At 69.4% G+C, this 24,104-nt stretch carries 25 protein-coding genes and 1 pseudogene; 14 read left to right on the top strand and 12 right to left on the bottom strand.

The annotated features are described in order from the left end of the window. Positions 1–248, top strand: a pseudogene (locus tag HLK59_RS24885) (TerD family protein); the annotation flags it as partial. A 15-nt stretch (positions 249–263) separates the two neighbouring features. Here the strand turns inward: HLK59_RS24885 and HLK59_RS24880 are convergent. The 6 genes from HLK59_RS24880 to HLK59_RS24855 all read right to left on the bottom strand — a co-directional run bounded on the left by HLK59_RS24880 (position 264) and on the right by HLK59_RS24855 (position 4,803). Continuing rightward, the gene (locus HLK59_RS24880; protein ID WP_171143720.1) at positions 264–1,001 is read right to left on the bottom strand and encodes a Tellurium resistance; all 738 of its coding nucleotides are present in this window, start codon (positions 999–1,001) and stop codon (positions 264–266) included. Positions 1,002–1,097: 96 nt separating this feature from the next. After that, on the bottom strand, positions 1,098–2,246 hold the full coding sequence (locus HLK59_RS24875) for a DUF475 domain-containing protein (protein WP_171143719.1): 1,149 nt from the start codon (positions 2,244–2,246) through the stop codon (positions 1,098–1,100). 141 nt (positions 2,247–2,387) lie between these two features. Next, the gene (locus HLK59_RS24870; protein ID WP_171143718.1) at positions 2,388–2,963 is read right to left on the bottom strand and encodes a TerD family protein; all 576 of its coding nucleotides are present in this window, start codon (positions 2,961–2,963) and stop codon (positions 2,388–2,390) included. A 120-nt stretch (positions 2,964–3,083) separates the two neighbouring features. Next, a complete protein-coding gene (locus HLK59_RS24865) occupies positions 3,084–3,659 on the bottom strand; it encodes a calcium homeostasis/redox stress adaptation protein (protein WP_171143717.1) in 576 nt (191 codons plus the stop codon). A gap of 130 nt (positions 3,660–3,789) precedes the next feature. Then, a complete protein-coding gene (locus tag HLK59_RS24860; protein WP_171143716.1) occupies positions 3,790–4,248 on the bottom strand; it encodes a peroxiredoxin in 459 nt (152 codons plus the stop codon). Positions 4,249–4,365: 117 nt separating this feature from the next. Next, on the bottom strand, positions 4,366–4,803 hold the full coding sequence (locus HLK59_RS24855) for a DUF3052 domain-containing protein (protein ID WP_171143715.1): 438 nt from the start codon (positions 4,801–4,803) through the stop codon (positions 4,366–4,368). Between the two features lie 363 nt (positions 4,804–5,166). Between HLK59_RS24855 and aceE the strand changes: the two genes are divergently transcribed. Then, positions 5,167–7,899, top strand: coding sequence for a pyruvate dehydrogenase (acetyl-transferring), homodimeric type (gene aceE / locus HLK59_RS24850; protein ID WP_171143714.1), 2,733 nt, complete (start codon positions 5,167–5,169; stop codon positions 7,897–7,899). A 53-nt stretch (positions 7,900–7,952) separates the two neighbouring features. Beyond that, positions 7,953–8,693 (top strand): potassium channel family protein, encoded by a 741-nt coding sequence (locus HLK59_RS24845; RefSeq protein WP_171143713.1) that lies wholly within the window; start codon positions 7,953–7,955, stop codon positions 8,691–8,693. A gap of 36 nt (positions 8,694–8,729) precedes the next feature. Here the strand turns inward: HLK59_RS24845 and HLK59_RS24840 are convergent, their stop codons facing one another. Beyond that, positions 8,730–9,005: a small hydrophobic protein gene (locus HLK59_RS24840; RefSeq protein ID WP_171143712.1), complete on the bottom strand. Its 276-nt coding sequence runs from the start codon at positions 9,003–9,005 to the stop codon at positions 8,730–8,732. A 252-nt stretch (positions 9,006–9,257) separates the two neighbouring features. Then, positions 9,258–10,877 carry an MFS transporter gene (locus HLK59_RS24835; RefSeq protein WP_171143711.1) on the bottom strand — a complete coding sequence of 540 codons (1,620 nt, stop codon included), beginning with the start codon at positions 10,875–10,877 and terminating at the stop codon, positions 9,258–9,260. 66 nt (positions 10,878–10,943) lie between these two features. On the opposite strand from HLK59_RS24835, the gene HLK59_RS24830 reads away from it, so the two are divergent. From HLK59_RS24830 to HLK59_RS24820, 3 genes are all read left to right on the top strand, one after another. Beyond that, positions 10,944–11,570: a TetR family transcriptional regulator gene (locus HLK59_RS24830; protein WP_171143710.1), complete on the top strand. Its 627-nt coding sequence runs from the start codon at positions 10,944–10,946 to the stop codon at positions 11,568–11,570. 82 nt (positions 11,571–11,652) lie between these two features. Further along, entirely contained in the window at positions 11,653–12,864 is a 1,212-nt protein-coding gene (locus HLK59_RS24825; RefSeq protein WP_171143709.1) for an alpha/beta hydrolase, read from the top strand. Between the two features lie 66 nt (positions 12,865–12,930). Further along, positions 12,931–13,788 carry a DUF4429 domain-containing protein gene (locus HLK59_RS24820; protein ID WP_171143722.1) on the top strand — a complete coding sequence of 286 codons (858 nt, stop codon included), beginning with the start codon at positions 12,931–12,933 and terminating at the stop codon, positions 13,786–13,788. Here the strand turns inward: HLK59_RS24820 and HLK59_RS24815 are convergent, their stop codons facing one another. Continuing rightward, complete coding sequence (locus tag HLK59_RS24815; protein ID WP_171143708.1) at positions 13,789–14,805, bottom strand: aldo/keto reductase; 1,017 nt, start codon at positions 14,803–14,805, stop codon at positions 13,789–13,791. Then, positions 14,802–15,272 carry a MerR family transcriptional regulator gene (locus HLK59_RS24810; protein WP_171143707.1) on the bottom strand — a complete coding sequence of 157 codons (471 nt, stop codon included), beginning with the start codon at positions 15,270–15,272 and terminating at the stop codon, positions 14,802–14,804. The genes HLK59_RS24815 and HLK59_RS24810 overlap by 4 nt, the downstream gene beginning before the upstream one ends. A 96-nt stretch (positions 15,273–15,368) precedes the next feature. On the opposite strand from HLK59_RS24810, the gene HLK59_RS24805 reads away from it, so the two are divergent. After that, on the top strand, positions 15,369–15,839 hold the full coding sequence (locus HLK59_RS24805) for a GNAT family N-acetyltransferase (protein WP_171143706.1): 471 nt from the start codon (positions 15,369–15,371) through the stop codon (positions 15,837–15,839). A 19-nt stretch (positions 15,840–15,858) separates the two neighbouring features. Beyond that, positions 15,859–16,680, top strand: coding sequence for a serine hydrolase domain-containing protein (locus HLK59_RS24800; protein WP_171143705.1), 822 nt, complete (start codon positions 15,859–15,861; stop codon positions 16,678–16,680). Positions 16,681–16,706: 26 nt separating this feature from the next. Here HLK59_RS24800 and HLK59_RS24795 read toward each other — a convergent pair whose 3' ends face one another. After that, positions 16,707–17,369, bottom strand: a complete 663-nt coding sequence (locus tag HLK59_RS24795; protein ID WP_171143721.1) for a pirin family protein — start codon at positions 17,367–17,369, stop codon at positions 16,707–16,709. Between the two features lie 73 nt (positions 17,370–17,442). Between HLK59_RS24795 and HLK59_RS24790 the strand changes: the two genes are divergently transcribed. From HLK59_RS24790 to fabF, 5 genes are all read left to right on the top strand, one after another. Further along, entirely contained in the window at positions 17,443–18,648 is a 1,206-nt protein-coding gene (locus HLK59_RS24790) for a helix-turn-helix domain-containing protein (protein ID WP_171143704.1), read from the top strand. An 89-nt stretch (positions 18,649–18,737) separates the two neighbouring features. Further along, positions 18,738–19,652, top strand: coding sequence for an ACP S-malonyltransferase (locus HLK59_RS24785; RefSeq protein ID WP_171143703.1), 915 nt, complete (start codon positions 18,738–18,740; stop codon positions 19,650–19,652). Between the two features lie 17 nt (positions 19,653–19,669). After that, positions 19,670–20,668, top strand: a complete 999-nt coding sequence (locus HLK59_RS24780; protein ID WP_171143702.1) for a ketoacyl-ACP synthase III — start codon at positions 19,670–19,672, stop codon at positions 20,666–20,668. Between the two features lie 82 nt (positions 20,669–20,750). Then, positions 20,751–20,999: an acyl carrier protein gene (locus HLK59_RS24775; protein WP_019067091.1), complete on the top strand. Its 249-nt coding sequence runs from the start codon at positions 20,751–20,753 to the stop codon at positions 20,997–20,999. 77 nt (positions 21,000–21,076) lie between these two features. Beyond that, the gene (gene fabF, locus HLK59_RS24770; protein ID WP_171143701.1) at positions 21,077–22,348 is read left to right on the top strand and encodes a beta-ketoacyl-ACP synthase II; all 1,272 of its coding nucleotides are present in this window, start codon (positions 21,077–21,079) and stop codon (positions 22,346–22,348) included. Between the two features lie 79 nt (positions 22,349–22,427). Here fabF and HLK59_RS24765 read toward each other — a convergent pair whose 3' ends face one another. Then, the gene (locus HLK59_RS24765; RefSeq protein WP_171143700.1) at positions 22,428–22,922 is read right to left on the bottom strand and encodes a DUF3145 domain-containing protein; all 495 of its coding nucleotides are present in this window, start codon (positions 22,920–22,922) and stop codon (positions 22,428–22,430) included. Positions 22,923–23,192: 270 nt separating this feature from the next. On the opposite strand from HLK59_RS24765, the gene HLK59_RS24760 reads away from it, so the two are divergent. Then, a complete protein-coding gene (locus tag HLK59_RS24760) occupies positions 23,193–24,095 on the top strand; it encodes an SGNH/GDSL hydrolase family protein (RefSeq protein ID WP_171143699.1) in 903 nt (300 codons plus the stop codon). Positions 24,096–24,104 lie beyond the last annotated feature (9 nt).

Here is a 24,104-nt window from a genome sequence, read left to right as displayed (position 1 = left end):
CTTATTGTGTATGTGAGGAGAACGCGCACCACCTGGCGCAACCCCTGCACCACAGGCGGCATCGTCAGATGTTGATAAGAGCCAGGTCCTACGGCTACCCCCAGTCCCCGCCGGCGACCCAGCCGGCGTACGGCTACCCCCAGCCGACCAGCCAGCCCGCGTACGGCTACCCCCAGGCCCCGGTCACGGTCGCCCCGGACCCGGACTTCCGGCTGCCCCCGCAGGGCCCGCAGTTCATCGGACGCTGAAGAGAACGCCCCGGCTCACCGCTCCGCCTTGGTCTTGAAGCCGCGTCCCCACTGAAGGCCCCACCCGTACAGCCGGTCCAGCTCCGCCTGGAACCCGTAGACGAACTTCACCTCACGCCGGACGACGATCTCGCCCTTGACGTTCTCGATCATCACGACGGCGCAGGAGCGGGCCTGGGGGTGACGTTCGTCGAGGCCGATCTCGATGCGCGGCCCGTTGCTCGGATACAGCGTCACGATCGCGTGCGTGCGGTCGAACGCCGGTGTCTGGTCGTAGATGTAGACGAAGACCAGGATCCGCTTGATGGCGTCCTTGTGGTCGAGGTTGACGTAGATCGTCTCCCCGGACGCCGACCCGAACCGGTCGTCCCCGCTGAGCTTCACGAACGGCGCCGAGTTGACGTCCCCGAAGAACCCGCCGAGGGGCTGCACCACGCCCTTGGAGCCGTCGGCCAGCTCGTAGAGACACCCGAGGTCGAGGTCGACGTTGACCATGCTCTGGCTGTGCCCCATGACCTCCGGCGGCTTGAGGGCCCGGAAGGGGTGCCTGAGCAGGCTCTCCCGCTGTGAGCCGCCGATGTCGGAGGTCCGCATCCGCCAGGCCAGGTTGATGCGCAGATGGCCCGTCTCGGCGCCCTGTTCCTTGAGAGAGACCCGGTCGTGCCGTTTGGTCAGCACGATCGAGTTGGTCGCCGCGTTGCCCGAGTCGAACTCGGCCGCGCGTCCGCGCCAGAGCCCGTCCAAGAAGCCCATGTTCCCGCCCCCACCGTTTCGCGTCAGAAGACCGGCGGGGCGGCGTCGAGGAGTCGACGCCGCCCCGCTCAGAGCGTTCCCTCACACGAGGGCAGGTCACACCCCGGACGAGACCTCGGTCTTGTCGTCCGAGCCCTCAGCTTTTCCCTCTGCCGCTGCCAGTGCGTTGTTGCGGCGCACGGAGGACCAGAAGGACCAGCCGATCAGGACCACACCGACGAGACCGGTGATGACCTCGTGGATCTGGTACTGGATGGTGATCATGAGGATCACGGCCAGCGCACCGATCGCGTAGTGCGCGCCGTGCTCCAGGTAGACGTAGTCGTCGAGGGTGCCCTGACGGACCAGGTACACGGTCAGCGAACGGACGTACATGGCGCCGATGCCCAGGCCCAGCGCCATCAGCACGATGTCGTTGGTGACGGCGAAGGCGCCGATCACACCGTCGAAGGAGAAGGAGGCGTCGAGGACCTCCAGGTAGAGGAACATGAAGAACGCGGCCTTGCCCGCGAGCGCGACGGCCGAGCGCGGCTTGCCGGTGCGCGCGGCCTCTTCCTCCTCCTCGTGCTCACGTTCCTCCTCCTCTTCGAGCTTGTCCTCGAAGTAGCCGGAGAGACCACCGACGATCATGTAGGTGATCAGACCCGCGATACCGGAGAGCAGAACCGTCTCTGCCTTGTCGACATGCGCGCCGCCGTGCTGGTGGGCGTGGGTCGCGAAGGTCATGGCGGTGATCAGCAGGACGACGAGCGCGATGCAGACCGACAGCATGTCGACCTTGCCGAGCTTGGCGAGCGGGCGCTCCAGCCACGCGAGCCACTTGATGTCCCGGTCCTCGAAGATGAAGTCGAGGAAGATCATCAGCAGGAACATGCCACCGAACGCGGCGATCGCCGGGTGGGCGTCGGTGACCAGCTGCTGGTACTGGTCCTTGTCGTTGAGCGCGAGGTCGACGGCCTCGATGGGACCCATCTGGGCGGTGACCGCCACGATCACGACCGGGAACACCAGCCGCATACCGAACACGGCGATGAGGACACCGATGGTGAGGAAGATCTTCTGCCAGAAGGCATTCATCTTCTTCAGGATTCCGGCGTTGACCACCGCGTTGTCGAAGGACAGCGAGATCTCGAGGATGGAGAGGATCGCCACGATGCCGAACCCGGTCCACCCCCCGTAGAAGACCGCCGCTACGAGGCCGAGCGCGGTGACCGCGAACGACCAGCCGAAGGTTTTCAGAACCACTGGCTACCCAATCCTGTATGTACGGGTCTCCCCCGCTGCCCTACTCGGCTCTTTACCGAACTTTGAAGCGGAGTCTAGTCGGCCCCTCTCCGTACCCCACCGGGCCCCGGTTTTTGCTCATATCGCGTGACGCGACGTCGACTACGAGACGTGGACCCCGAAGTCCAGCGCGATGCCCCGCAGCCCGGACGCGTACCCCTGCCCGACGGCGCGGAACTTCCATTCGCCCTGGTACCGGTAGACCTCGCCGAAGATCATCGCGGTCTCGGTGGAGGCGTCCTCGCTGAGGTCGTAGCGGGCCAGTTCCTGGCCGTCGGCCTGGTTCACCACGCGGATGAAGGCGTTGCTGACCTGCCCGAAGGTCTGGCCCCGGTTGTCGGCGTCGTGGATCGAGACCGGAAAGACGATCTTGTCGCACTGGGCCGGCACCTTGGAGAGGTCGATCAGGATCGACTCGTCGTCGCCGTCGCCCTCACCGGTGAGGTTGTCGCCGGTGTGCTCCACCGAGCCGTCGGGGCTCTTGAGCTGGTTGTAGAAGATGAACCACTCGTCCCCCATGACCCTGCCGCTGTTGCAGATCAGCGCGCTGGCATCGAGGTCGAAATCGGCTCCGGTGGTGGAGCGCGCGTCCCAGCCGAGCCCGACCATCACCTGAGTGAGGTTGGGTGCGGCCTTGGAGAGGGAGACATTGCCCCCCTTGGCGAGCGTGACGCCCATGATGCTGGTCCTCCCCGTGTGCTGCTGTGTCTCTGGTGGTCCTGCGCGTCCGGCGCCACACGTAAACCGTGTGGCGCCGGACGGGGTGGCACGTGCGCCCGGCAGAGCCCGGCGGAGCCGTCAGACGTTGACGCCGAAGTCCTGCGCGATGCCGCGCAGGCCCGAGGCGTAGCCCTGGCCGATGGCGCGGAACTTCCACTCCGCTCCGTGCCGGTACAGCTCGCCGAAGACCATCGCGGTCTCGGTGGACGCGTCCTCGGAGAGGTCGTAGCGCGCGATCTCCGCCTCGCCGGCCTGGTTCACGACGCGGATGAACGCGTTGCGGACCTGGCCGAAGGACTGCTGGCGGTTCTCGGCGTCGTAGATCGAGACCGGGAAGACGATCTTCTCGATCTCGGCCGGGACGCCCGCGAGGTTGACCTTGAGCTGCTCGTCGTCGCCCTCGCCCTCACCGGTGATGTTGTCGCCGGTGTGCTCGACCGAGCCGTCGGGGCTCTTGAGGTTGTTGAAGAAGACGAAGTTCGCGTCGCTGCTCACCTTGCCCGAGCTGTCCAGCAGCAGTGCGCTGGCGTCCAGGTCGAAGTCGGTGCCGGTCGTGGTGCGGACGTCCCAGCCCAGACCGATGATGACCGCGGTCAGGCCGGGGGCCTCCTTGGTCAGCGATACGTTGCCGCCCTTGCTGAGGCTGACTCCCACGAGTCCTCCATTGGTGTCCAGGGGCGGGGAGCCCCGCCATGCGTTTGGTACCGGATCAACGAGTCGATCCTAGTGACGGGTTCCCGCCCTACGCAGGGCTTGGAACCTAACAATCACAGGGTGTCCCGACTCAGATGGTGTCGAGCGCCTTCACGTACTCGTTCAGGTCGCGGGCGTCCGGAAGGGCGTTGACGACGGTCCAGCGGACCACGCCCTCCTTGTCGATGACGAAGGTGCCGCGCACCGCGCAGCCCTTGTCCTCGGCGAAGACGCCGTAGGCGCGCGAGACCTCGCCGTGCGGCCAGAAGTCGCTGAGCAGCGGATACTCCAGGCCTTCCTGCTCGGCGAAGACGCGCAGGGTGTGGATGGAGTCGTTGGAGACGGCGAGCAGCTGGGTGTCGCGGTCGGAGAACTGCGGCAGGTTGTCGCGCAGCTCGCAGAGCTCGCCGGTGCACACCCCGGTGAAGGCGAAGGGGTAGAAGAGCAGGACGACGTTCTTGCTGCCGCGGAAGTCCGACAGCTTCACGGCCCTGCCGTGGTTGTCCTTGAGCTCGAAGTCGGGGGCCTTTTCGCCGACCTGGATCGCCATCGTCGTGAATCCCTCTCGGGTGGACTGTTCGGGTGAGAACACCCTACGCAGCGATCACGACAGACTGACGGACGGGCTGAGTGGAACTCAGCCCGTCCGGTGCTTTCTAGCGGAGGGTCACCGCTTGGACTTGGCTGCCTTCGGCGTCACCAGCCGGCTGCCGCTCCAGTCCTTGCCGACGCTGACGCTCTTGGAGGCGGAGAGCCCCGCCGTCGTCGCGGCTTCGGAGATGTCGCTGGGCTCGACGTAGCCGTCGCGGCCGGTCTTCGGTGTCAGCAGCAGGATCGAGCCGCCCTCCTCGATGTACGTGGTGGCGTCCACCAGTACGTCGGTGAGGTCGCCGTCGTCGTCGCGGAACCAAAGCACCACGGCATCGGCGACGTCGTCGTATTCCTCGTCCATCAGCTCGCTGCCGATGACTTCCTCAATGGCCTCGCGGAGCTCCTGGTCGACGTCGTCGTCGTAGCCGATCTCCTGGACCACCTGCTCGGGCTGGAACCCCAGCCTTGCGGCAGGGTTCGTCCGCTCCTCCGCGTGGTCCGCGGTCGCGCTCACGGGTTGCCTCCTGATCATGTTTCGGGAATAACTCAGCCACGCGCGTGCGCGCAGCATTGGCCGTAGTCCACACGGGCGGGACGGATCGCGCAAGTACCCGGCCGTTCAGACCGCCGAAACGGTGACGTTCCTGGCCGTGTCACCGCAACTCCAGGCACGCGATTACGGTCATAAGTGACCTACACCACACCTTTCTGCCCGGTATGCGGCATTGGGAACCCGGGCAGAGGTCGAGGAACCCGCGAAGAGCCCTGGTTACCAATCAGTAGAGATGACGTTTGCTTTTCCGAGGTACACGATGGGGAGCGGTGCAGACCTCCCGCATACCCATGGAAAACAGCCCTCTGACAGCGAAGGAACAGCGTGGCTTCCGGATCCGATCGCAATCCGATCATCATTGGCGGCCTTCCGAGTCAGGTTCCTGACTTCGATCCCGAGGAAACCCAGGAGTGGCTCGACTCCCTCGACGCCGCCGTCGACGAGCGCGGCCGCGAGCGGGCCCGCTACCTGATGCTGCGACTGATCGAGCGGGCCCGCGAGAAGCGCGTGGCCGTGCCCGAGATGCGCAGCACGGACTACGTCAACACCATCGCCACCAAGGACGAGCCGTTCTTCCCCGGCAACGAGGAGATCGAGCGCAGGATCCTCAACGCCACCCGCTGGAACGCCGCCGTCATGGTCTCCCGCGCCCAGCGCCCCGGCATCGGTGTCGGCGGCCACATCGCCACCTTCGCCTCCTCGGCCTCGCTCTACGACGTCGGCTTCAACCACTTCTTCCGCGGCAAGGACGAGGGCGACGGCGGCGACCAGGTCTTCTTCCAGGGCCACGCCTCCCCGGGCATCTACGCGCGCGCGTACCTCCTCGACCGGCTCAGCGAGCAGAACCTCGACGCCTTCCGCCAGGAGAAGTCGAAGGCGCCCCACGGCCTGTCCAGCTACCCGCACCCGCGCCTGATGCCGGACTTCTGGGAGTTCCCCACCGTGTCGATGGGCCTCGGCCCGATCGGCGCGATCTACCAGGCCCGGATGAACCGCTACATGCACGCGCGCGGGATCGCCGACACCTCCAAGTCGCATGTGTGGGCCTTCCTCGGCGACGGCGAGATGGACGAGCCCGAGTCGCTCGGCCAGCTGACCATCGCCGCGCGCGAGGGCCTGGACAACCTGACCTTCGTCGTCAACTGCAACCTCCAGCGCCTGGACGGCCCGGTGCGCGGCAACGGCAAGGTCATCCAGGAGCTGGAGTCGGTCTTCCGCGGCGCCGGCTGGAACGTCGTCAAGCTGGTCTGGGACCGCTCCTGGGACCCGCTGCTCGCGCAGGACCGCGACGGTCTGCTGGTCAACCGGATGAACACCACTCCGGACGGCCAGTACCAGACGTACGCCACCGAGACCGGCGCGTACATCCGCGACCACTTCTTCGGTGACGACCAGCGGCTGCGCGCGATGGTCGAGAACATGACCGACGACCAGATCCTGCACCTGGGCCGTGGCGGTCACGACCACAAGAAGATCTTCGCGGCCTTCTCGGCGGCCAAGGCGCACAAGGGCCAGCCGACGGTGATCCTCGCCAAGACCGTCAAGGGCTGGACGCTGGGCCCCAACTTCGAGGGCCGCAACGCCACGCACCAGATGAAGAAGCTGACGGTCGACGACCTCAAGGGCTTCCGTGACCGGCTGCACATCCCGATCACCGACCAGGAACTGGAGTCCGGCGCCCCGCCGTACTACCACCCGGGCCGGGACTCGGAGGAGATCCAGTACATGCACGACCGCCGCAGCTCGCTCGGCGGTTACGTCCCCACCCGTGTCGTGCGCGCCAAGCCGCTCGCGCTGCCGGACGACAAGACGTACGCGAGTGTGAAGAAGGGTTCCGGGCACCAGTCGATCGCCACCACCATGGCCTTCGTACGGCTGCTCAAGGACCTCATGCGGGACAAGGAGCTCGGCAGGCGGTTCGTGCTGATCGCGCCGGACGAGTACCGCACCTTCGGCATGGACTCGTTCTTCCCGAGTGCGAAGATCTACAACCCGCTCGGCCAGCAGTACGAGGCGGTGGACCGCGATCTGCTCCTCGCCTACAAGGAGTCGCCGACCGGCCAGATGCTGCACGACGGCATCTCCGAGGCGGGCTGCACGGCCTCGCTGATCGCGGCGGGCTCGGCCTACGCCACGCACGGCGAGCCGCTCATCCCGGTCTACGTCTTCTACTCGATGTTCGGATTCCAGCGCACCGGCGACCAGTTCTGGCAGATGGCCGACCAGCTGGCGCGCGGTTTCGTCCTGGGTGCGACCGCCGGACGTACGACTCTGACCGGTGAGGGTCTCCAGCACGCCGACGGCCACTCGCAGCTGCTCGCCTCGACCAACCCGGGCTGTGTCGCCTACGACCCGGCGTACGGCTTCGAGATCGCGCACATCGTGCAGGACGGTCTGCGCCGGATGTACGGGCCGGACAGCGAGGACGTCTTCTACTACCTGACCGTCTACAACGAGCCGATCCAGCACCCTGCCGAACCGGAGAACGTGGACGTCGAGGGCATCCTCAAGGGCCTCCACCGCTACCGCGAGGGCACTTCGGGCTCGATCCCGGCGCAGGTCATCGCGTCCGGTGTCGCCGTGCCGTGGGCCATCGAGGCGCAGAAGATCCTCGCCGAGGAGTGGAACGTCAAGGCGGACGTCTGGTCGGCGACCTCCTGGAACGAGCTGCGGCGCGACGCGGTCGACGTCGAGCGGCACAACCTGCTGCACCCCGAGGAGGAGCAGCGGGTGCCGTACGTGACGCGGAAACTGTCGGGTGCGCAGGGTCCCTTCGTCGCCGTGTCCGACTGGATGCGGGCGGTACCGGACCAGATCGCGCGCTGGGTGCCGGGGACCTACCAGTCGCTGGGCGCGGACGGGTTCGGCTTCGCGGACACCCGGGGCGCCGCGCGGCGGTTCTTCCACATCGACGCGCAGTCGATCGTCGTGGGCGTCCTGACCGAGCTGGCCCGGGAGGGCAAGGTCGACCGGTCCGTGCTGAAGCAGGCGATCGACCGGTACCAGCTGCTCGACGTGTCGGCGGCCGATCCCGGTGCCGCGGGCGGCGACGCGTAGTCGTTTCGCCGCGGGCCGGTGGGGGCCGTACCGGCGTTCCTTACGATGCCCCCATGCAGGAACAATCGGCGCAGGGCCGTTGGGAACAGTGGACACAACGGCCACTGCTGGCACTCGCCGTGGTGTTCGCGATCGCCTACGCGGTACCGATCGTGGACACCTCGGCCGGGCGGTCCCTGACCGTCGCATGCACAGCGGTCGAGTGGGTGGTGTGGGGAGCGTTCGCCGCCGACTACGTGATACGTCTCGTGCTCGCTCCGCGTCGGCGGGAGTTCGTCCGCACGCACTGGATGGACCTGTGCGCCGTGGTGCTGCCGCTCATACAGCCGCTGCGGCTGCTGCGGCTGGTCTCCACGCTGATGCTCGTGGGGCGGCGGGCGCGGATGGCCTCGCAGATCCGGCTGACGACGTATGTCGCGGGCGCGGTGGTCGGGTTGCTGATGTTCGGCTCGCTGGCGGTGCTCTCGGTGGAGCGGGACTCGCCGGACGGGAACATCCGGACGCTGGGTGACGCGGTGTGGTGGTCGTTCACCACGATGACGACCGTGGGGTACGGGGACCACGCGCCGACCACCGGAATGGGCCGGATCATCGCGGTGGGGCTGATGCTCTCCGGGATCGCGCTGCTCGGTGTCGTCACCGCGAACATCGCGGCCTGGTTCATCTCCCGCTTCGAGAAGGACGACGTGGAGGAGCGGCGGCAGACGGAGGCGATCGTGGCGCTGACCGAGGAGGTGCGGGCGCTGCGGGCCCAGGTGACCTCGTTGCAGGAGCAGCAGTCGGTCAGACACTGAGGCGGGCCCCCGGCCCGTCCGCCGGGGGCTCTCCCCTCACATCAGCCACATCAACGCGGCGATGGTGTCGATGGCCCCCAGGACCACGGCGATCAGGGCCGTCACCGGGCTGCCTCCGGCCCACCTGCGGCCCATGGCCAGCCAGCCCGCGACGATCGCGAGGGGGCCGAGGAGGATCCCCAGCACGAAGAAGCCCGCGATCGCGCAGACGACTCCGACGATCCCGAGCGTCGCGCGATCCGGCCCGGTCCATGACCCCGTCCGGCCACGTGAGCGGGGGTACCTGCGCGTTCGGTTTCCGAAGCCCGCCATCGTCAACAACTCCCAGAACCCCTAGGCAAGTTGGGTTCGACGTGGCGAGTACCCCCGGTACGCAGTTCAATCCTCCGGCCTTGCGGCGCGCCGCCCCCCTCCGGCAGCGCGCCGCAGCACCGGACGCCCTCCGCGGCATATGCACTGTCGTGCGGAGGGCTTGACTAACTGTGACCTGCGGCGCGTACCGGGGGCGAGGAATCTTTAGCGTCTTCACCCTGATAGGGGAAGTCGCCTTGAACTCCCGTCAGTTCAGACGTGGCCCACGCCCGCGCCCGCCTCCGCGTTCTCGCCGCGCTTGGTGAGCAGGGCGACGAAGACGGCGACGGCGGCGACTCCGGCGGCGACCAGGGACGCCAGGCTCATGCCGGAGATGAAGGTGTCGTGCGCGACGTCGGTGATCTTCGCGGCGATCGCCTCCGGGGTGCCCTTGGCGACCGGTGGCATACCGACCTGGACCGCCTCGGAGGCCTGGGCCTGCTGGGCCGCGGTGAGCGGCGGCAGTCCCGCGTCCTTCCAGTTGCCGGCGAGGTCGCTGTCGACCTTGGAGGCCATCACGGCGCCGAGGACGGCGGTACCGAGGCTGCCGCCGATCTGCATCGCGGCCTGCTGGAGACCGCCGGCGACACCGGAGAGCTCCAGCGGCGCGTTGCCCACGATGACCTCGGTCGCGCCGACCATGACCGGGGCGAGACCCAGGCCCAGCAGGGCGAACCAGAGGGACATCACCGCGCTCCCGGTGTCCGTCTGGAGCGTCGACATGCCGTACATGGCGATCGCGGTGGCCGCCATGCCGCCGGCCAGCGGGATGCGCGGGCCGAGCTTGGTGATCATCACGCCCGCGAGCGGGGAGCCGACGATCATCATGCCGGTGAGCGGGAGGAGGTGGAGGCCCGCGTCGATCGGGCTCATCCCGTGCACGTTCTGGAGGTAGAACGTCACGAAGAACAGGCCGCCCATGAAGGCGATGGCCATGAGGACCATCAGGACCACGCCCGCGGACAGCGCGACCGAGCGGAACAGGCCCAGCGGGATCAAGGGCTCCTTCACCTTGGTCTCCCAGAAGGCGAAGAGCGCGAAGCCCAGGACCGACGTGGCGATGAAGGTCCACGTCTGGCCATCGCCCCAGCCCCACGCCGGGGCCTTGATGAGGGCCCAGACCAGGCAGAACATCGCGGCCGACAGCAGGGCGATGCCCAGGATGTCGAAGGAGCGCGGGGCGTTCTCGGCACGGTGGTCGAGCAGGATCAGGACGCCCAGGACGAGGGCGAGGATGCCGACCGGCACGTTGATGAAGAACACCGACTGCCAGTTGACGTGCTCGACGAGGACACCGCCGAGGATCGGGCCACCCGCCGTGGAGGCGCCGATGACCATGCCCCAGATACCGATGGCCATGTTGAGCTTCTCGGCCGGGAAGGTCGCCCGCAGCAGGCCGAGGGCGGCCGGCATCAGCAGGGCGCCGAAGAGGCCCTGGAGCACCCGGAAGGTGACGACGAACGCGATGCTGTCGGACAGGCCGATGGCACCGGAGGCGGCCGCGAAGCCGACCACGCCTATCAGGAAGGTCTGGCGATGGCCGAAGCGGTCACCGAGCTTGCCCGCGGTGATCAGGGAGACCGCGAGGGCCAGGAAGTAGCCGTTGGTGATCCACTGCACCTCGGCGAAGGTGGCGCCGAGGTCCTGCTGGATGGCCGGGTTGGCGATGGCGACGATGGTGCCGTCGAGGGCCACCATCATGACGCCTACGGCGACGGTGATGAGGGTGAACCAGGGGTGGCCGCGCAGCCCTGAGGCCCGCGCCCCCTCCGACGGGGCGGCCGGCCTGCCGTCCTCCGGCCCCGTCTTGTCGAGCGTGGTCTGACTAGTCATACGTCGAGGCTAGTGACAGCCGCTGACAATTGACAAACCGTTTCATAAGTCGGTAACTGACACAGCATGGAAACCCTGCGCGACCGCAAGAAGCAGCGCACCCGCGAGGCTCTGGTCCGAGCCGCCCTCGAACTGTTCACGACCCGGGGGTACGACGGGACGACCGTCGACGACATCGCCGAAGCCGTCGAGGTCTCACAGCGCACCTTCTTCCGCTACTTCGCCGGCAAGGAGGAGGCCGCCCTCGCCGTCGTGGAGATGGCCGTCGTGCACTTCGTCGAGGCGGTGCGCGAGCGGCCGCCGCACGAGGCACCGCTGGAGGCGCTGCGCCAGGCGGTCCTGGAGCGCTGGGACTCGCTCAACGACGTGATCGAGTCCGTCGTACCCGTGGAGCTCTACCTCCAGATGTACCGGGTGATCGAGTCGACGCCGGTGCTGCTCGCCGCCCATCTGCGGCGCTCCATGGAGGTCGAGGAGACGCTGGCGCGCGTGATCGCCGAGCGCGAGGGACTGGATGTGACGGCCGATCCGCGGCCGCGGCTCGTGGTGGCCGTCTTCAGCGGGGTGATGCGGGTGACGGAACGGCAGTGGAGCGTGGCCGCGGACTTCAGCCTGGACGCGATGCGGACGCTCACCGTTTCGTATCTCGAACAGGTGGGTCCGGCACTGACGGAGAACTGGCGAACACACTGAGGTCATCGTCACGCGCGCCGAAACGTGACCTCCGTCACTCGGTTAACGCGAGACCCTCTCGTTCTCCTAGTGTGTCCTTTCAGTGACTTCCTTCGACACCTCTCCCCAACTGAACGTCTGGCGCGCACTGCTCGCGCTGGCCGTGGTGTTCGTGATGCTCGCGACCACCGGCTGGACCGCCATGCGCAACCAGCGGAACACCACCCCCCTCCAGAGCTCGCTCAGCGCCTGGGAGCACGGCCGGATAGCCGGACACCGGCTGCCGGACCCGGACGACTCGACCTCCGCCGCGCTCTCCCGCTTCTTCGCCTCGCTGACCGCCCAGCAGCGCGCCACCCTCGCCCGCCGCTATCCCCTCGCGGTCGGCAACATGAACGGCGCCCCCGTCGAGCTACGCTACCGCGCCAACCGCATCGCGCTCGGCCAGGCCCGCAAGGTCGAGCTGAAACGCATGCACGACAGCCGGCTCTCGGCCGACGGACAGCGCCAGGCGGGCCACCGCATGCACCGCTTCGAGGCGCTGATGAGCACCAAGCGCAAGATCCTCGCCTTCGACCCGGAGGGCTCCGGGCGGGTCGCCGAGGTCTTCGGCAACCTGGACAAGGCGCAGCGGATCTCGGTCGTCGTCCCCGGCGTCGACACCGATCTGCTCACCTTCCAGCGCACCTACCGCAAGTACTCGGCCCCGGTCGGCATGGCCAAGTCCCTGTACGCGGCGGAGAAGGCGGCGAGCCCCTCGACGCGCACGGCCGTCATCGCCTGGGCCGACTACACCGCCCCCGGCGGCCTCGGCCTCGACTCGGCGACCGCGACGCGCGCCGAGAGCGGTGCCGTCCGGCTGAACGCGCTGGTGCGCGCGCTGCCCGGCAGCACGCCCGTCTCGCTGTTCTGCCACAGCTACGGCTCGGTGGTGTGCGGTGTCGCCGCGCACACCCTGCCGGAGCGGGTGGCCGACATCGCGGTGGCCGGCAGCCCCGGGATGCGGGTCACCAACGCCGCCCAGCTGCACACCTCGGCCCAGGTGTGGGCGATGCGGGACGCCGACGACTGGATCCAGGACGTGCCGTACCTGGAGCTCGGCGGCCTGGGCCACGGAGCCGACCCGGTGTCCGACGCGTTCGGGGCACGGGTGCTCTCGGCGGCGGACGCGAAAGGGCACAGCGGCTATTTCGAGCCGGGCACCGAGAGCCTGCTGAACTTCGCCGAGATCGGCGTCGGCGCGTATCGCTCGGTGCACTGTGCGGAGGACGACGAAGCCTGCCGGGCCGGTTTGTCCGGCACCGTGGCGGGCTGACGCGCGTAGAGACGCAGGAATTGCGGTCTGCGCAGGGAGGCGACGGAGGAGCTCGTGCCGCATACGATGAGCCGCATGGGTGACGTACTGGCCGGATTTCATGCCGCCTGGGAGTTCGAGTCCGACTCCGTGCTCATCCGTTACGAACGAAGTATTCGAACACCCAAGCTCTTCCAGTCCCTGGGCGAGCGACGGATCCCCTTCTCGGCACTGGCCGGCGTGACCCTGACCCCCGGCAGGCGCGGCACCGTGGTGCTGCGCGCCGAGCCCCGCCCCGGCGCCGACCCGCTGATGGAAGCGGCCGCGGGACAGCTCAAGGAAGGGTGCGATCCGTACCGCCTGGTGCTGCCCGCCGAGCGCGAGGTGCTCGCCGAGTACTACGCCGACGAGCTGCGCGGCCTGCTGACACGGGACGCCGATGAGCCGGCCGAGCGGTTCCTGGTGCCGGCGCCCGAAGTGCCGCTGTCCTTCAAGGCGTACGACGGGAAGGCGTCCTTCGACGGGAAGACCGTGCACTTCCGGTGGTTCTGGACGGGCGCGTCCTCGGCGAAGTGGAAGGCCGGCGACCAGAGCTTTCCGGTGGCCGACCTGAGCGGGGTGGAATGGAGGTCCCCCGAGGTCTTCGAGGGACATCTGCGGCTGCTGAGCGGTGAGCCGGCGCCGGCCCAGGCGGACCAGGATCCGGCGGCCGTGGTGTTCGGTCTCGGCTACGGCCCGGTGCACGAGTCGCTGCCCTTCGCCGCGGCGGTCCTGGCGGCCGTACGGCAGCGGGGGCCGGTGGCCGCGGTCCCGGCCGCAGCCCCCCGCAGGGACCCCGCCGACATCGCCGAACGGATTCGTCACCTGGGGGAACTGCATCAGGCCGGGCTGGTCACCGACGAGGAGTTCTCCATGAAGAAGGCGGAGCTGCTCGCCGAGCTGTGACTACTCCCGGCCCGCCGACGTGAACGCCATGTCCGCGTACCGGTCCCCCGCCACCTTCGCCGCGATGGGCTCCAGCAGGGTCAGGTCCCGCTCGCCCAGGACGATCCCCGCGGCCGCCGTGTTCTCCTCGATCCGGCCGACCTTGGTGGTGCCCGGGATCGGGATCACCGCCAGCCCGTGCGTGCGCGCCTGCTCGTGGACCCAGGCCAGGGCTATCTGGCCCGGGGAGGCCCCGTGCGCCTCGGCCACCGTGCGGACCGGGTCCAGCAGGGCCGCGTTCGCGGCCGCGTTCTCGCCGGTGAAGCGGGGCTGGTGGCGGCGGAAGTCGCCGGCCGTCAGATCCTTGTCGGCGTCGGCGAACGAGCCGGTCAGGAAGCCCCGGCCGAGCGGGGAGTACGGGACGAGGGCGACGCCCAGGTCGCGGGCGGCCGGGACCACGCCCGTCTCGATGTCGCGGCTGAACAGGGACCACTCCGACTGCACGGCCGCGATGGGGTGGACGGCCTGGGCCGTACGCAGCTCCGCGCCCGTGACCTCGCTCAGGCCCAGGTGCTTGACCTTGCCCTCGCGCACCAGCTCGGCCATGACACCGACGGTGTCCTCGATCGGCACGTTCACATCGCGCCGGTGCATGTAGTAGAGGTCGATGACGTCGACGTCGAGACGCTTCAGGCTGGCCTCGACGGCCTGGCGGATGTACGGGGCGTCGTTGCGGATGACGCGCCGGGTCTGGTCGTCCGGCGGGATCGACAGGGCGAACTTCGTGGCGATGACGACCTCGTCGCGGTGGGCCCTGAAGAACGGCGAGAGGAACGTCTCGTTCTCCCCCGCGCCGTAGGCGTCCGCCGTGTCGTAGAGGGTGACCCCGAGTTCCAGGGCCCGTTCCAGGGTCGCCCGGGACTCACCCGCGTCCGTGGGCCCGTACGCGAAGCTCATGCCCATGCAGCCCAGGCCCTGCACCCCCACCTCGGGGCCGCCGGCGCCCAGTCGTGCGGTCGGGATCCTGTTGTCGGTCATCCGGCCTTCTCCGTTTCGTAGCGGTGACCGGCGTCGGCGTAGAAGCTGATCTTCCGGTCGAGCACGGCGAGTGTGTCCTGCAGTTCCGTGATCCGGGTCAGGACGTCCCGGCGGGTCGACTCCAGCAGTTCGAAGCGCTCGCCGAAGGTGTGGTCGCCCTCGCGGACGAGTTCCGCGTAGCGCACCATGTCGGCGACCGGCATCCCCGTGAGCCGGAGCTTGCCGACGAAGTCGAGCCAGTCCAGGTCGCGGTTGCTGTAGCGGCGCTGACCGGTGTGCGAGCGGTCGATGTGCGGCATCAGGCCGATGCGCTCGTACCAGCGCAGCGTGTGCGCGGTCAGCCCGGTGAAGGCGACGACCTCGCTGATCGTGTAGCTGTCCTGGCCCAGGGGGCGCCGGTGCGGGTGCGGCGGGGCGCTGCAGCTGTCGGTCCTGGTACCCGTCGTGGTGGTCTCCATCACCGTCATGACCTCAACGCTATGGCCTTGGAGTGCACTCCAAGCAAGCGAAACCGGTAAGAATTCGCGGGACGTCGACAGGGCGCGGTGGCTAGCGTGCGGGACATGACTGTCGTACGACGTGCTGGGGCCGAGGACGCCGGGGAAGTGCTGCGCCTTCGGCAGGTGATGATCGACTCGATGGCCGGTACCGACCCTTCCACGCGGTGGCACACGGAGTCGCTGCCCGTGCTGAAGGGGCGGCTGGCGGATCCGGACGGGGACTTCGCGGCGTTCGTCGTGGAGCACCCGGAGCGGCCGGGGGCGCTGGCGGCGCTGGCCGCCGGGGCGCTGGAGTACCGGATCGGGCGGGCGGACAATCCGCTCGGGCGGGTCGGGCACGTCTTCAGCGTGGCGACCGACCCGGACGCCCGCCGTCGCGGTCACGCGCGGGCGTGTGTGACGGAACTGCTGGCGTGGCTCCGCGAGCGGGGCGCCGCCCATGTCGATCTGAACGCCTCCGCCGAGGCCGAGCCGCTCTACGCCTCCCTCGGCTTCGTCCGCAAGCCGGACCCCTCGATGCGGCTGGCCCTGTGACCGGCATAGTCTCGACGGCATGTCGCTGAAGAGCCTCGCCCTGATCGAGAACTGGCCCGTGCCGACCGCCGCGGCGGCCGTGGTGCGGGCGGACGGGACCCTGCTCGGTGCGCACGGTCCTGTCGGGCACCGGTTCCCGCTGGCCTCGGTCACCAAGCCGCTCGCGGCGTACGCGGCGCTCGTCGCGTACGAGGAGGGGGCGATCGAGCTCGACGAGCCCGCCGGGCCCGCGGGGTCGACGGTGCGGCATCTGCTGGCGCACACCTCGGGGCTCGCGTTCGACGAGCACCGGGTGACCGCGCCGCCCGGTGAGCGGCGGCTCTACTCCAACGCCGGGTTCGAGCAGCTGGGCGACCACATCGCGAAGGCGACGGACATCCCGTTCGGGGAGTATCTGCGGCAGGCCGTGCTGGAGCCGCTGGGCATGGTGTCCACCTCGCTGGCGGGCTCGCCGGCCAAGGACGGGGTCTCGACGGTCGAGGACGTGGTCCGGTTCGCCGCCGAGGTCCAGGCGCCGCGGCTGCTGGACCCCCGTACGGTCGCGGACGCGATGACGGTCCAGTACCCGGGCACCAAGGGCGTCCTGCCGGGTTACGGTCATCAGAACCCCAACGACTGGGGGCTCGGCTTCGAGATCCGTGACTCCAAGTCCCCGCACTGGACGGGGTCTTCGTCCTCCCCTCGCACCTTCGGGCACTTCGGGCAGTCCGGCACCTTCCTGTGGATCGACCCCGCCGCGAACGCGGCCTGCGTGGCCCTGACCGACCGCGCGTTCGGTCCGTGGGCGGTCGAGGTGTGGCCGGCCTTCACGGACGCGGTGCTGGCAGACCTGCGGGGCTGAGGCCGGCTTTCCTCGCGGGGGCGAGATCACATGCCTGGGTCCTGCATCTCCCATATCAGCAGCTCCGCCGTCGTCGTCGCCACCGCGTCCAGGGCCTCGGCGTCCGTAATGCGGGCCGCGTCGCCCGTATGCAACTGGTCACCGTTCAGCCGCACTTCACCTCGTACGACGTGGACGTACACATGTCGGCCGTCCGGCACCGCTGTTCGTTCACCCGCCGTGAGGCGTCGTACGTGGAGCATCGCCGCGGCCTCCGGGACGGCGTACGGGGTCGCGTCGGCGATGCCTCGGACGATCTCGTAGGACGGTTCGCCACCCGGCTCCAGGGGGGCCAGCCACATCTGCACGAAGGTCAGGGGGGTCTCGCCGTCGTTGCGCTCCACGTGGCGGACGCCCGCCGCCGCGCTGAGGCGCTGCACGTCCCCGGGTCGCACGGTCGTCTCATGGCCCGCCGAGTCCCGGTGGGTGAGCTCGCCCTCGACCACCCACGTCACGATCTCGGTGTGGCTGTGCGGATGCTCGTCGAACCCGGCGCCGGGAGCGAGCCGCTCCTCGTTGCAGGCGATCACCGCGCCGAAACGGAGGTTGTCGGGGTCGTAGTGCGGGCCGAAGGAGAAGGCGTGCAGCGAGTCGATCCCGGTCGCCGGGTCGCCCCCTGGATAGCGCTCAGCGGCGCGCCGTACGTCCATCACGGACCCCACCGTAGACCTCACCCGGTACCCGGCGGAGCGCACTCACGTCCGGATAAGGCAGTCTTGTCCCGTGCCCGAACCCGAAGCCAGCAACACCGAAGCCTTCGCACGTGACTCCCATCCGCACTCCGCGACCCTGAAGCGGCTGGAGAAGTCGTCCGGGTCCCTGGCCGCGCAGGCCATCACGCGGATGGACGAGACGCTGTCGTGGTACCGGGCCATGCCCCCGGAGAACCGTTCCTGGATCGGGCTGGTCGCGCAGGCCGGTATCGCCGCGTTCACCGAGTGGTTCCGGCATCCCGACGCCCCGCAGGCGATCTCCACCGATGTGTTCGGCACCGCTCCGCGCGAGCTGACCCGGGCCATCACGCTGCGGCAGACCGTGGAGATGGTGCGCACCACCATCGAGGTCATGGAGTCCGCCATCGACGAGGTGGCCGCTCCGGGTGACGAGTCCATCCTGCGGGAGGCCCTCCTCGTCTACGCCCGCGAGATCGCCTTCGCCACCGCCCAGGTCTACGCCCAGGCCGCCGAGGCACGCGGCGCCTGGGACGCCCGGCTCGAATCGCTCGTCGTCAACGCCGTGCTCAGCGGTGAGGCCGACGAGGGGGCCGTCAGCCGGGCCGCCGCGCTGGGCTGGAACTCGCCCGAACATGTGTGCGTCGTCCTCGGCACCGCGCCCGACGGTGACTCCGAGCTGACCGTCGAGGCGATCCGGCGGGCCGCCCGGCACGCCAAGCTCCAGGTGCTCACCGGCGTCCTCGGGGACCGGCTCGTCGTGATCGCCGGCGGCAGCGACAACCCGATCGCCGTCGCCAAGTCCCTGATCGGGCCCTATGCCGCGGGACCCGTGGTCGCCGGGCCCGTCGTACCCGATCTGCTGGCCGCCACCCGCTCCGCGCAGGCCGCCGCGGCCGGGCTCAAGGCCTGTACCGCCTGGCAGGACGCCCCGCGCCCGGTCCTGGCGGACGATCTGCTTCCGGAGCGTGCCATCGCGGGTGACCCGAGCGCGCGCGAGCAGCTGGTGGAGGAGATCTACAGACCACTGGAGGAAGCCGGTTCAGCGCTCCTGGAGACGCTCTCGGTCTATCTCGAACAGGCGAGCAGTCTCGAAGGCGCAGCCCGGATGCTCTTCGTCCATCCCAACACCGTGCGCTACCGGCTTCGACGTGTGACTGACGTCACCGGCTGGTCGCCCTCCGATGTGCGTTCCGCGTTCACGCTGCGGATCGCGCTCATCCTGGGGCGTCTGGTCGACGGGGAACTCCAGCCCTAGGCTTTTGTCGGGGGCCCACAAAACCCCCTCGTGTTCTTCGTCCCTGTCCCCACGGGCGGCTTGGGCCGCCCTCAAGAGAGAGTGTGAGAGTGCTCGTACTCGTCGCTCCCGGCCAGGGCGCCCAGACGCCCGGCTTCCTGACCCCCTGGCTCGAACTCCCCGGTGCCGCCGACCGCGTCGCCGCGTGGTCGGACGCCATCGGCCTGGACCTCGCCCACTACGGGACCCAGGCCGACGCGGACGAGATCCGTGACACCTCGGTGGCCCAGCCGCTGCTGGTCGCCGCCGGAATCCTGTCCGCCTCGGCACTCGGTGCCGTCACGCCGGGCGCTGTCGCGGGGCACTCCGTCGGTGAGTTCACCGCCGCCGCCCTCGCCGGCGTCCTCGACGACACCGCCGCGCTGACCCTCGTCCGCAAGCGCGGCCTCGCCATGGCCGACGCCGCCGCGGTCACCGAGACCGGCATGTCGGCGCTGCTCGGCGGCGACCCCGAGGTCTCCGTCGCGCACCTGGAGAAGCTGGGCCTGACCCCAGCGAACGTCAACGGCGCCGGTCAGATCGTCGCCGCGGGCACCCTGGAGCAGCTCGCCGCGCTCGCCGAGGACAAGCCGGAGGGTGTCCGCAAGGTCGTCCCGCTGAAGGTGGCCGGCGCCTTCCACACGCACCACATGGCGCCCGCGGTGGACGCGCTGGCGAAGGCCGCCGAGGCCGTCACGCCCGCCGACCCGAAGCTGCCGTACGTCTCGAACAAGGACGGGCGGGCCGTCGCCACCGGCGCCGAGGTACTGGCGCGGCTGGTCGGCCAGGTCGCCAACCCGGTCCGCTGGGACCTGTGCATGGAGACGTTCAAGGAGCTCGGCGCGACCGCGATCATCGAGGTCTCCCCCGGCGGGACGCTGGTCGGCCTCGCCAAGCGCGCGCTGCCCGGCGTGAAGACGCTGGCTCTCAAGACACCCGCCGACCTCGACGCCGCTCGCGAGCTCATCGCCGAGCAGAGCGCCTGAAAAGGAGCCCGAGAGCAATGTCGAAGATCAAGCCCAGCAAGGGCGCCCCGTACGCGCGCATCCTCGGTGTCGGCGGCTACCGCCCGACGAGGGTCGTGCCGAACGAGGTGATCCTCGAGACGATCGACTCCTCCGACGAGTGGATCCGCTCACGCTCCGGCATCGAGACCCGGCACTGGGCGAGCGACGAGGAGACCGTCGCCGCGATGTCGATCGAGGCGTCCGGCAAGGCGATCGCCGACGCCGGGATCTCCGCCGAGCAGATCGGCGGCGTGATCGTCTCGACCGTCTCGCACTTCAAGCAGACCCCGGCCGTCGCCACCGAGATCGCCCACAAGCTGGGCACGGACAAGGCCGCCGCCTTCGACATCTCGGCCGGCTGCGCGGGCTTCGGCTACGGCCTGACCCTCGCCAAGGGCATGGTCGTCGAGGGCTCCGCGGAGTACGTCCTGGTCATCGGCGTCGAGCGGCTGTCCGACCTGACCGACCTGGAGGACCGGGCCACGGCCTTCCTGTTCGGTGACGGGGCCGGCGCGGTCGTCGTCGGCCCCTCCAAGGAGCCGGCCATCGGCCCGACCGTGTGGGGCTCCGAGGGCGACAAGTCCGAGACGATCAAGCAGACCGTGGCGTGGGACCAGTACGACAGCTCCACGGACAAGTTCCCCGCCATCACCCAGGAGGGCCAGGCGGTGTTCCGCTGGGCCGTCTTCGAGATGGCGAAGGTCGCCAAGGAGGCGCTGGACGTCGCGGGCATCACCGCCGACGAACTGGACGTCTTCATCCCGCACCAGGCCAACGAGCGGATCATCGACTCGATGGTGAAGACACTCAAACTGCCGGAGTCCGTCACGGTCGCGCGTGACGTACGCACCACCGGCAACACCTCGGCCGCCTCGATCCCGCTCGCGATGGAGCGGCTCCTGGCGACCGGCGAGGCGAAGAGCGGCGACACCGCGCTCGTCATCGGCTTCGGGGCGGGTCTCGTCTACGCCGCGACTGTCGTTACCCTCCCCTAGGCACTCCGTGCCGGACCGAACGGTCCGACGCGGGAAGCACCAACCGCCACACCCTCTGGATCAATACGAAGGAGCGCCTCACATGGCCGCCACTCAGGAAGAGATCGTCGCCGGTCTCGCCGACATCGTGAACGAGATCGCCGGCATCCCGGTCGAGGACGTCCAGCTGGACAAGTCCTTCACCGACGACCTGGACGTCGACTCGCTGTCCATGGTCGAGGTCGTCGTCGCCGCCGAAGAGCGCTTCGACGTCAAGATCCCGGACGAGGACGTCAAGAACCTCAAGACGGTCGGCGACGCCACCGACTACATCCTGAAGAACCAGGGCTGATCCCCGGATCAGTCCATTGCCCCGCCACCCGGCGGTGGCGCCGCTGAATCCTCGTAATCGTTGGAGAAAGATTTCCCGTGAGCCCGACCAATCGCACCGTGGTCGTCACCGGTATCGGCGCAACCACACCGCTGGGTGGCGACGCAGCCTCTACCTGGGAAGGTCTGGTCGCCGGCAAGTCCGGTGTGAAGCCCCTGGAGCAGGAGTGGGCGGCCGACCAGGCCGTCCGCATCGCGGCACCCGTCGCCGTGGAGCCGACCGAGGTCATCCCGCGGCCGCAGGCCCGGCGCCTGGACCGGTCGGCGCAGTTCGCGCTGGTCGCCGCCCAGGAGGCGTGGGCCGACGCAGGCTTCACCGGCCGCGCCGGTGAGGACACCGCCGTGGACGCCGACCGCCTCGGTGCGGTCATCGCCTCCGGCATCGGTGGCGTCACCACGCTGCTCGACCAGTACGACGTGCTGAAGGAGAAGGGCGTCCGCCGCGTCTCCCCGCACACCGTCCCCATGCTCATGCCGAACGGCCCGTCCGCCAACGTGGGTCTCCTCGTGGGCGCCCGCGCCGGTGTGCACACCCCGGTCTCCGCGTGCGCCTCGGGCGCCGAGGCCATCGGCTACGCCATCGAGATGATCCGCACCGGCCGCGCCGACGTCGTCATCGCGGGCGGCACGGAGGCGGCGATCCACCCGCTGCCGATCGCCGCGTTCGGCAACATGATGGCGATGTCCAAGAACAACGACGACCCGCAGGGCGCCTCGCGTCCCTACGACATCGGGCGCGACGGCTTCGTCCTCGGCGAGGGTGCCGGCGTGATCGTCCTGGAGTCCGCGGAGCACGCCGCCGCGCGCGGTGCCCGCGTGTACGCCGAGGCGGTCGGCCAGGGCATCTCCGCCGACGGCCACGACATCGTGCAGCCCGAGCCGGAGGGCCGCGGTATCGCCCAGGCCCTGCAGAACCTGCTCGACAACTCCGACCTGAACCCGGCGGAGATCGTGCACGTCAACGCGCACGCCACCTCGACGCCGGCCGGTGACGTGGCCGAGCTGAAGGCGCTGCGCAAGGTGTTCGGCGACGAGGCCGACCACTTCGCGGTGTCCGCCACGAAGTCCATGACGGGTCACCTGCTGGGTGGCGCCGGTGGTGTGGAGTCGGTGGCGACCGTCCTCGCCCTGTACAACCGTCTCGCGCCGCCGACCATCAACGTCGAGAACCTCGACCCGGAGGCGGAGGCCAACGCCGACATCGTCCGCGGCGAGGCGCGCAAGCTGCCCGTCGAGGGCCGTATCGCCGCGCTGAACGACTCGTTCGGGTTCGGCGGTCACAACGTGGTGCTGGCGTTCCGTACGGTGTGACAACGCCGTTCAGCCGAGAAGTGGCCCGGTCTCCGTGGGGAGGCCGGGCCACTCGCCGTTTCGGCGTCGTCGGAGACTGTCAGACCACCTGGTGCAGCCAGCGCACCGGGGCGCCCTCGCCCGCGTATCTGAACGGCTCCAGTTCGTCGTCCCACGGCTTGCCGAGGAGCTTGGAGATCTCCGTCTCCAGGTTCGTCTCGCCGCCCTGCGACCTCACCAGCGCCGCGCGCAGGCGGTCCTCCGGGATGAGGATGTCGCCGTGGATGCCCGTCACCGCGTGGAAGATGCCGAGTTCGGGGGTGCAGCTGTAGCGCTCGCCCTCGGCGGTGGGGCAGGGCTCGGCCGTCACCTCGAAGCGCAGGAGGTGCCAGCCTCTCAGCGCCGACGCCAGCTTCGACGCCGTGCCCACCTCGCCCTTCCAGGAGAACTCCGAGCGCCAGGTGCCGGGCGCGGCCGGCTGCCGGATCCAGTCGAGGTTGACGCGTGTGCCGAGCACGCCGGCGACGGCCCACTCGACGTGCGGGCACAGCGCGCGCGGCGCGGAGTGCACGTACAGAACTCCACGTGTCGTCACCGGGACCTCCGGGCAGAGCGGGACCATTGTGCGAATGGGCGGAACGGTGGTGGCGGCAGCCACGTTGATGGCGAGGCTACCGTGCGGCGGCGCAAGGAGTGTGACGTACCGTCTGTCCCGGTGCCGTGAAACACCCGCCATTCACCCGGCAGGACGCTAGTTCCGGGGTGAGCCGTTGCATGGCGGAGGGTCGGGAACTCCCGTGCGTTGTTATGGAGGGGGACGAAGTTCGCAGGGGATTGCATGTCGACCGAGGGGATCACCAGAGGGATGCGGAAGCGAAGCCGACGCTCGCGTGCCGTTCTCGCCGTCGTGACGGCGGCCGTCCTGGGCGCCGCCGGCTGTGACGCCGTCGGCGGCAACGAGCCGGCGCCGTCCGGCACCGAGGCGCAGAGAGCGAAGCCCTCCCCCACTCCGACGACGCCCGCCTGGGACTCCAGCCCGTCCTCCCTGGCCGCGGTGGGCGACTCCATCACCCGCGGCTTCGACGCCTGTTCGCTCCTCCAGGACTGCCCGGAGGCCTCCTGGGCGACCGGCAGCAGCACCGAGGTCGACAGTCTCGCCGTGCGGCTGCTGGGGTCGGCGAAGGCGGCCTCCCACAGCTGGAACTACGCGGTCAGCGGGGCGCGGATGACCGACCTGGCCGGGCAGATGGCCCTGGCCGCCGCGAAGAAGCCCGGGCTGGTGACGGTGATGGCGGGGGCCAATGACGCGTGCCGGGACTCCACGGCGGCGATGACGTCCGTGGCCGACTTCCGGGCGCAGTTCGAGGACGCGATGAGCACCCTGCGCGACGCGGCGCCGAAGGCGCAGGTGTACGTGGCGAGCGTGCCGAACCTGAAGCGGCTGTGGTCCGAGGGGCGCTCCAACCCGCTGGGCAAGCAGGTGTGGAAGCTCGGGATATGCCCGTCGATGCTCGGCGACGCGGATGCCGTGGACACGGCGGCGACCGAGCGCCGCGACACCGTGCAGGACCGGGTGCGGGAGTACAACAAGGTCCTGGAGGAGGTCTGTGCCGAGGACGAGCGCTGCCGCTTCGACGGGGGCGCGGTGTACGAGTTCCGGTTCGGCACGGACCAGCTGAGCCATATCGACTGGTTCCACCCGAGTGTGAACGGGCAGGCCAGACTGGCCGAGATCGCCTACCGGGAAGTCACGGCGAAGAGGGCGTGACCTAGAGTT

Origin of the sequence: Streptomyces sp. S3(2020) (assembly GCF_013044505.1) — a bacterium.
Taxonomy (GTDB): Bacteria; Actinomycetota; Actinomycetes; order Streptomycetales; family Streptomycetaceae; genus Streptomyces.
The sequence above is the reverse complement of the archived record's forward strand: the minus strand, read 5'-3'. Positions and strand labels throughout refer to the sequence as shown.

Excerpts from the sequence above, each read along its gene's own strand:
- HLK59_RS24830 (WP_171143710.1), top strand. The coding sequence starts at position 10,944 with ATGGAAACCCTGCGCGACCGCAAGAAGCAGCGCACCCGCGAGGCTCTG.
- HLK59_RS24820 (WP_171143722.1), top strand. The coding sequence starts at position 12,931 with ATGAGCCGCATGGGTGACGTACTGGCCGGATTTCATGCCGCCTGGGAG.
- HLK59_RS24845 (WP_171143713.1), top strand. The coding sequence starts at position 7,953 with ATGCAGGAACAATCGGCGCAGGGCCGTTGGGAACAGTGGACACAACGG.
- HLK59_RS24775 (WP_019067091.1), top strand. The coding sequence starts at position 20,751 with ATGGCCGCCACTCAGGAAGAGATCGTCGCCGGTCTCGCCGACATCGTG.
- HLK59_RS24810 (WP_171143707.1), bottom strand. The coding sequence starts at position 15,272 with ATGACGGTGATGGAGACCACCACGACGGGTACCAGGACCGACAGCTGC.
- HLK59_RS24860 (WP_171143716.1), bottom strand. The coding sequence starts at position 4,248 with ATGGCGATCCAGGTCGGCGAAAAGGCCCCCGACTTCGAGCTCAAGGAC.
- HLK59_RS24760 (WP_171143699.1), top strand. The coding sequence starts at position 23,193 with ATGCGGAAGCGAAGCCGACGCTCGCGTGCCGTTCTCGCCGTCGTGACG.
- HLK59_RS24840 (WP_171143712.1), bottom strand. The coding sequence starts at position 9,005 with ATGGCGGGCTTCGGAAACCGAACGCGCAGGTACCCCCGCTCACGTGGC.
- HLK59_RS24870 (WP_171143718.1), bottom strand. The coding sequence starts at position 2,963 with ATGGGCGTCACGCTCGCCAAGGGGGGCAATGTCTCCCTCTCCAAGGCC.
- HLK59_RS24800 (WP_171143705.1), top strand. The coding sequence starts at position 15,859 with ATGTCGCTGAAGAGCCTCGCCCTGATCGAGAACTGGCCCGTGCCGACC.
- HLK59_RS24880 (WP_171143720.1), bottom strand. The coding sequence starts at position 1,001 with ATGGGCTTCTTGGACGGGCTCTGGCGCGGACGCGCGGCCGAGTTCGAC.
- HLK59_RS24780 (WP_171143702.1), top strand. The coding sequence starts at position 19,670 with ATGTCGAAGATCAAGCCCAGCAAGGGCGCCCCGTACGCGCGCATCCTC.
- HLK59_RS24815 (WP_171143708.1), bottom strand. The coding sequence starts at position 14,805 with ATGACCGACAACAGGATCCCGACCGCACGACTGGGCGCCGGCGGCCCC.
- HLK59_RS24835 (WP_171143711.1), bottom strand. The coding sequence starts at position 10,877 with ATGACTAGTCAGACCACGCTCGACAAGACGGGGCCGGAGGACGGCAGG.
- HLK59_RS24795 (WP_171143721.1), bottom strand. The coding sequence starts at position 17,369 with ATGGACGTACGGCGCGCCGCTGAGCGCTATCCAGGGGGCGACCCGGCG.
- HLK59_RS24805 (WP_171143706.1), top strand. The coding sequence starts at position 15,369 with ATGACTGTCGTACGACGTGCTGGGGCCGAGGACGCCGGGGAAGTGCTG.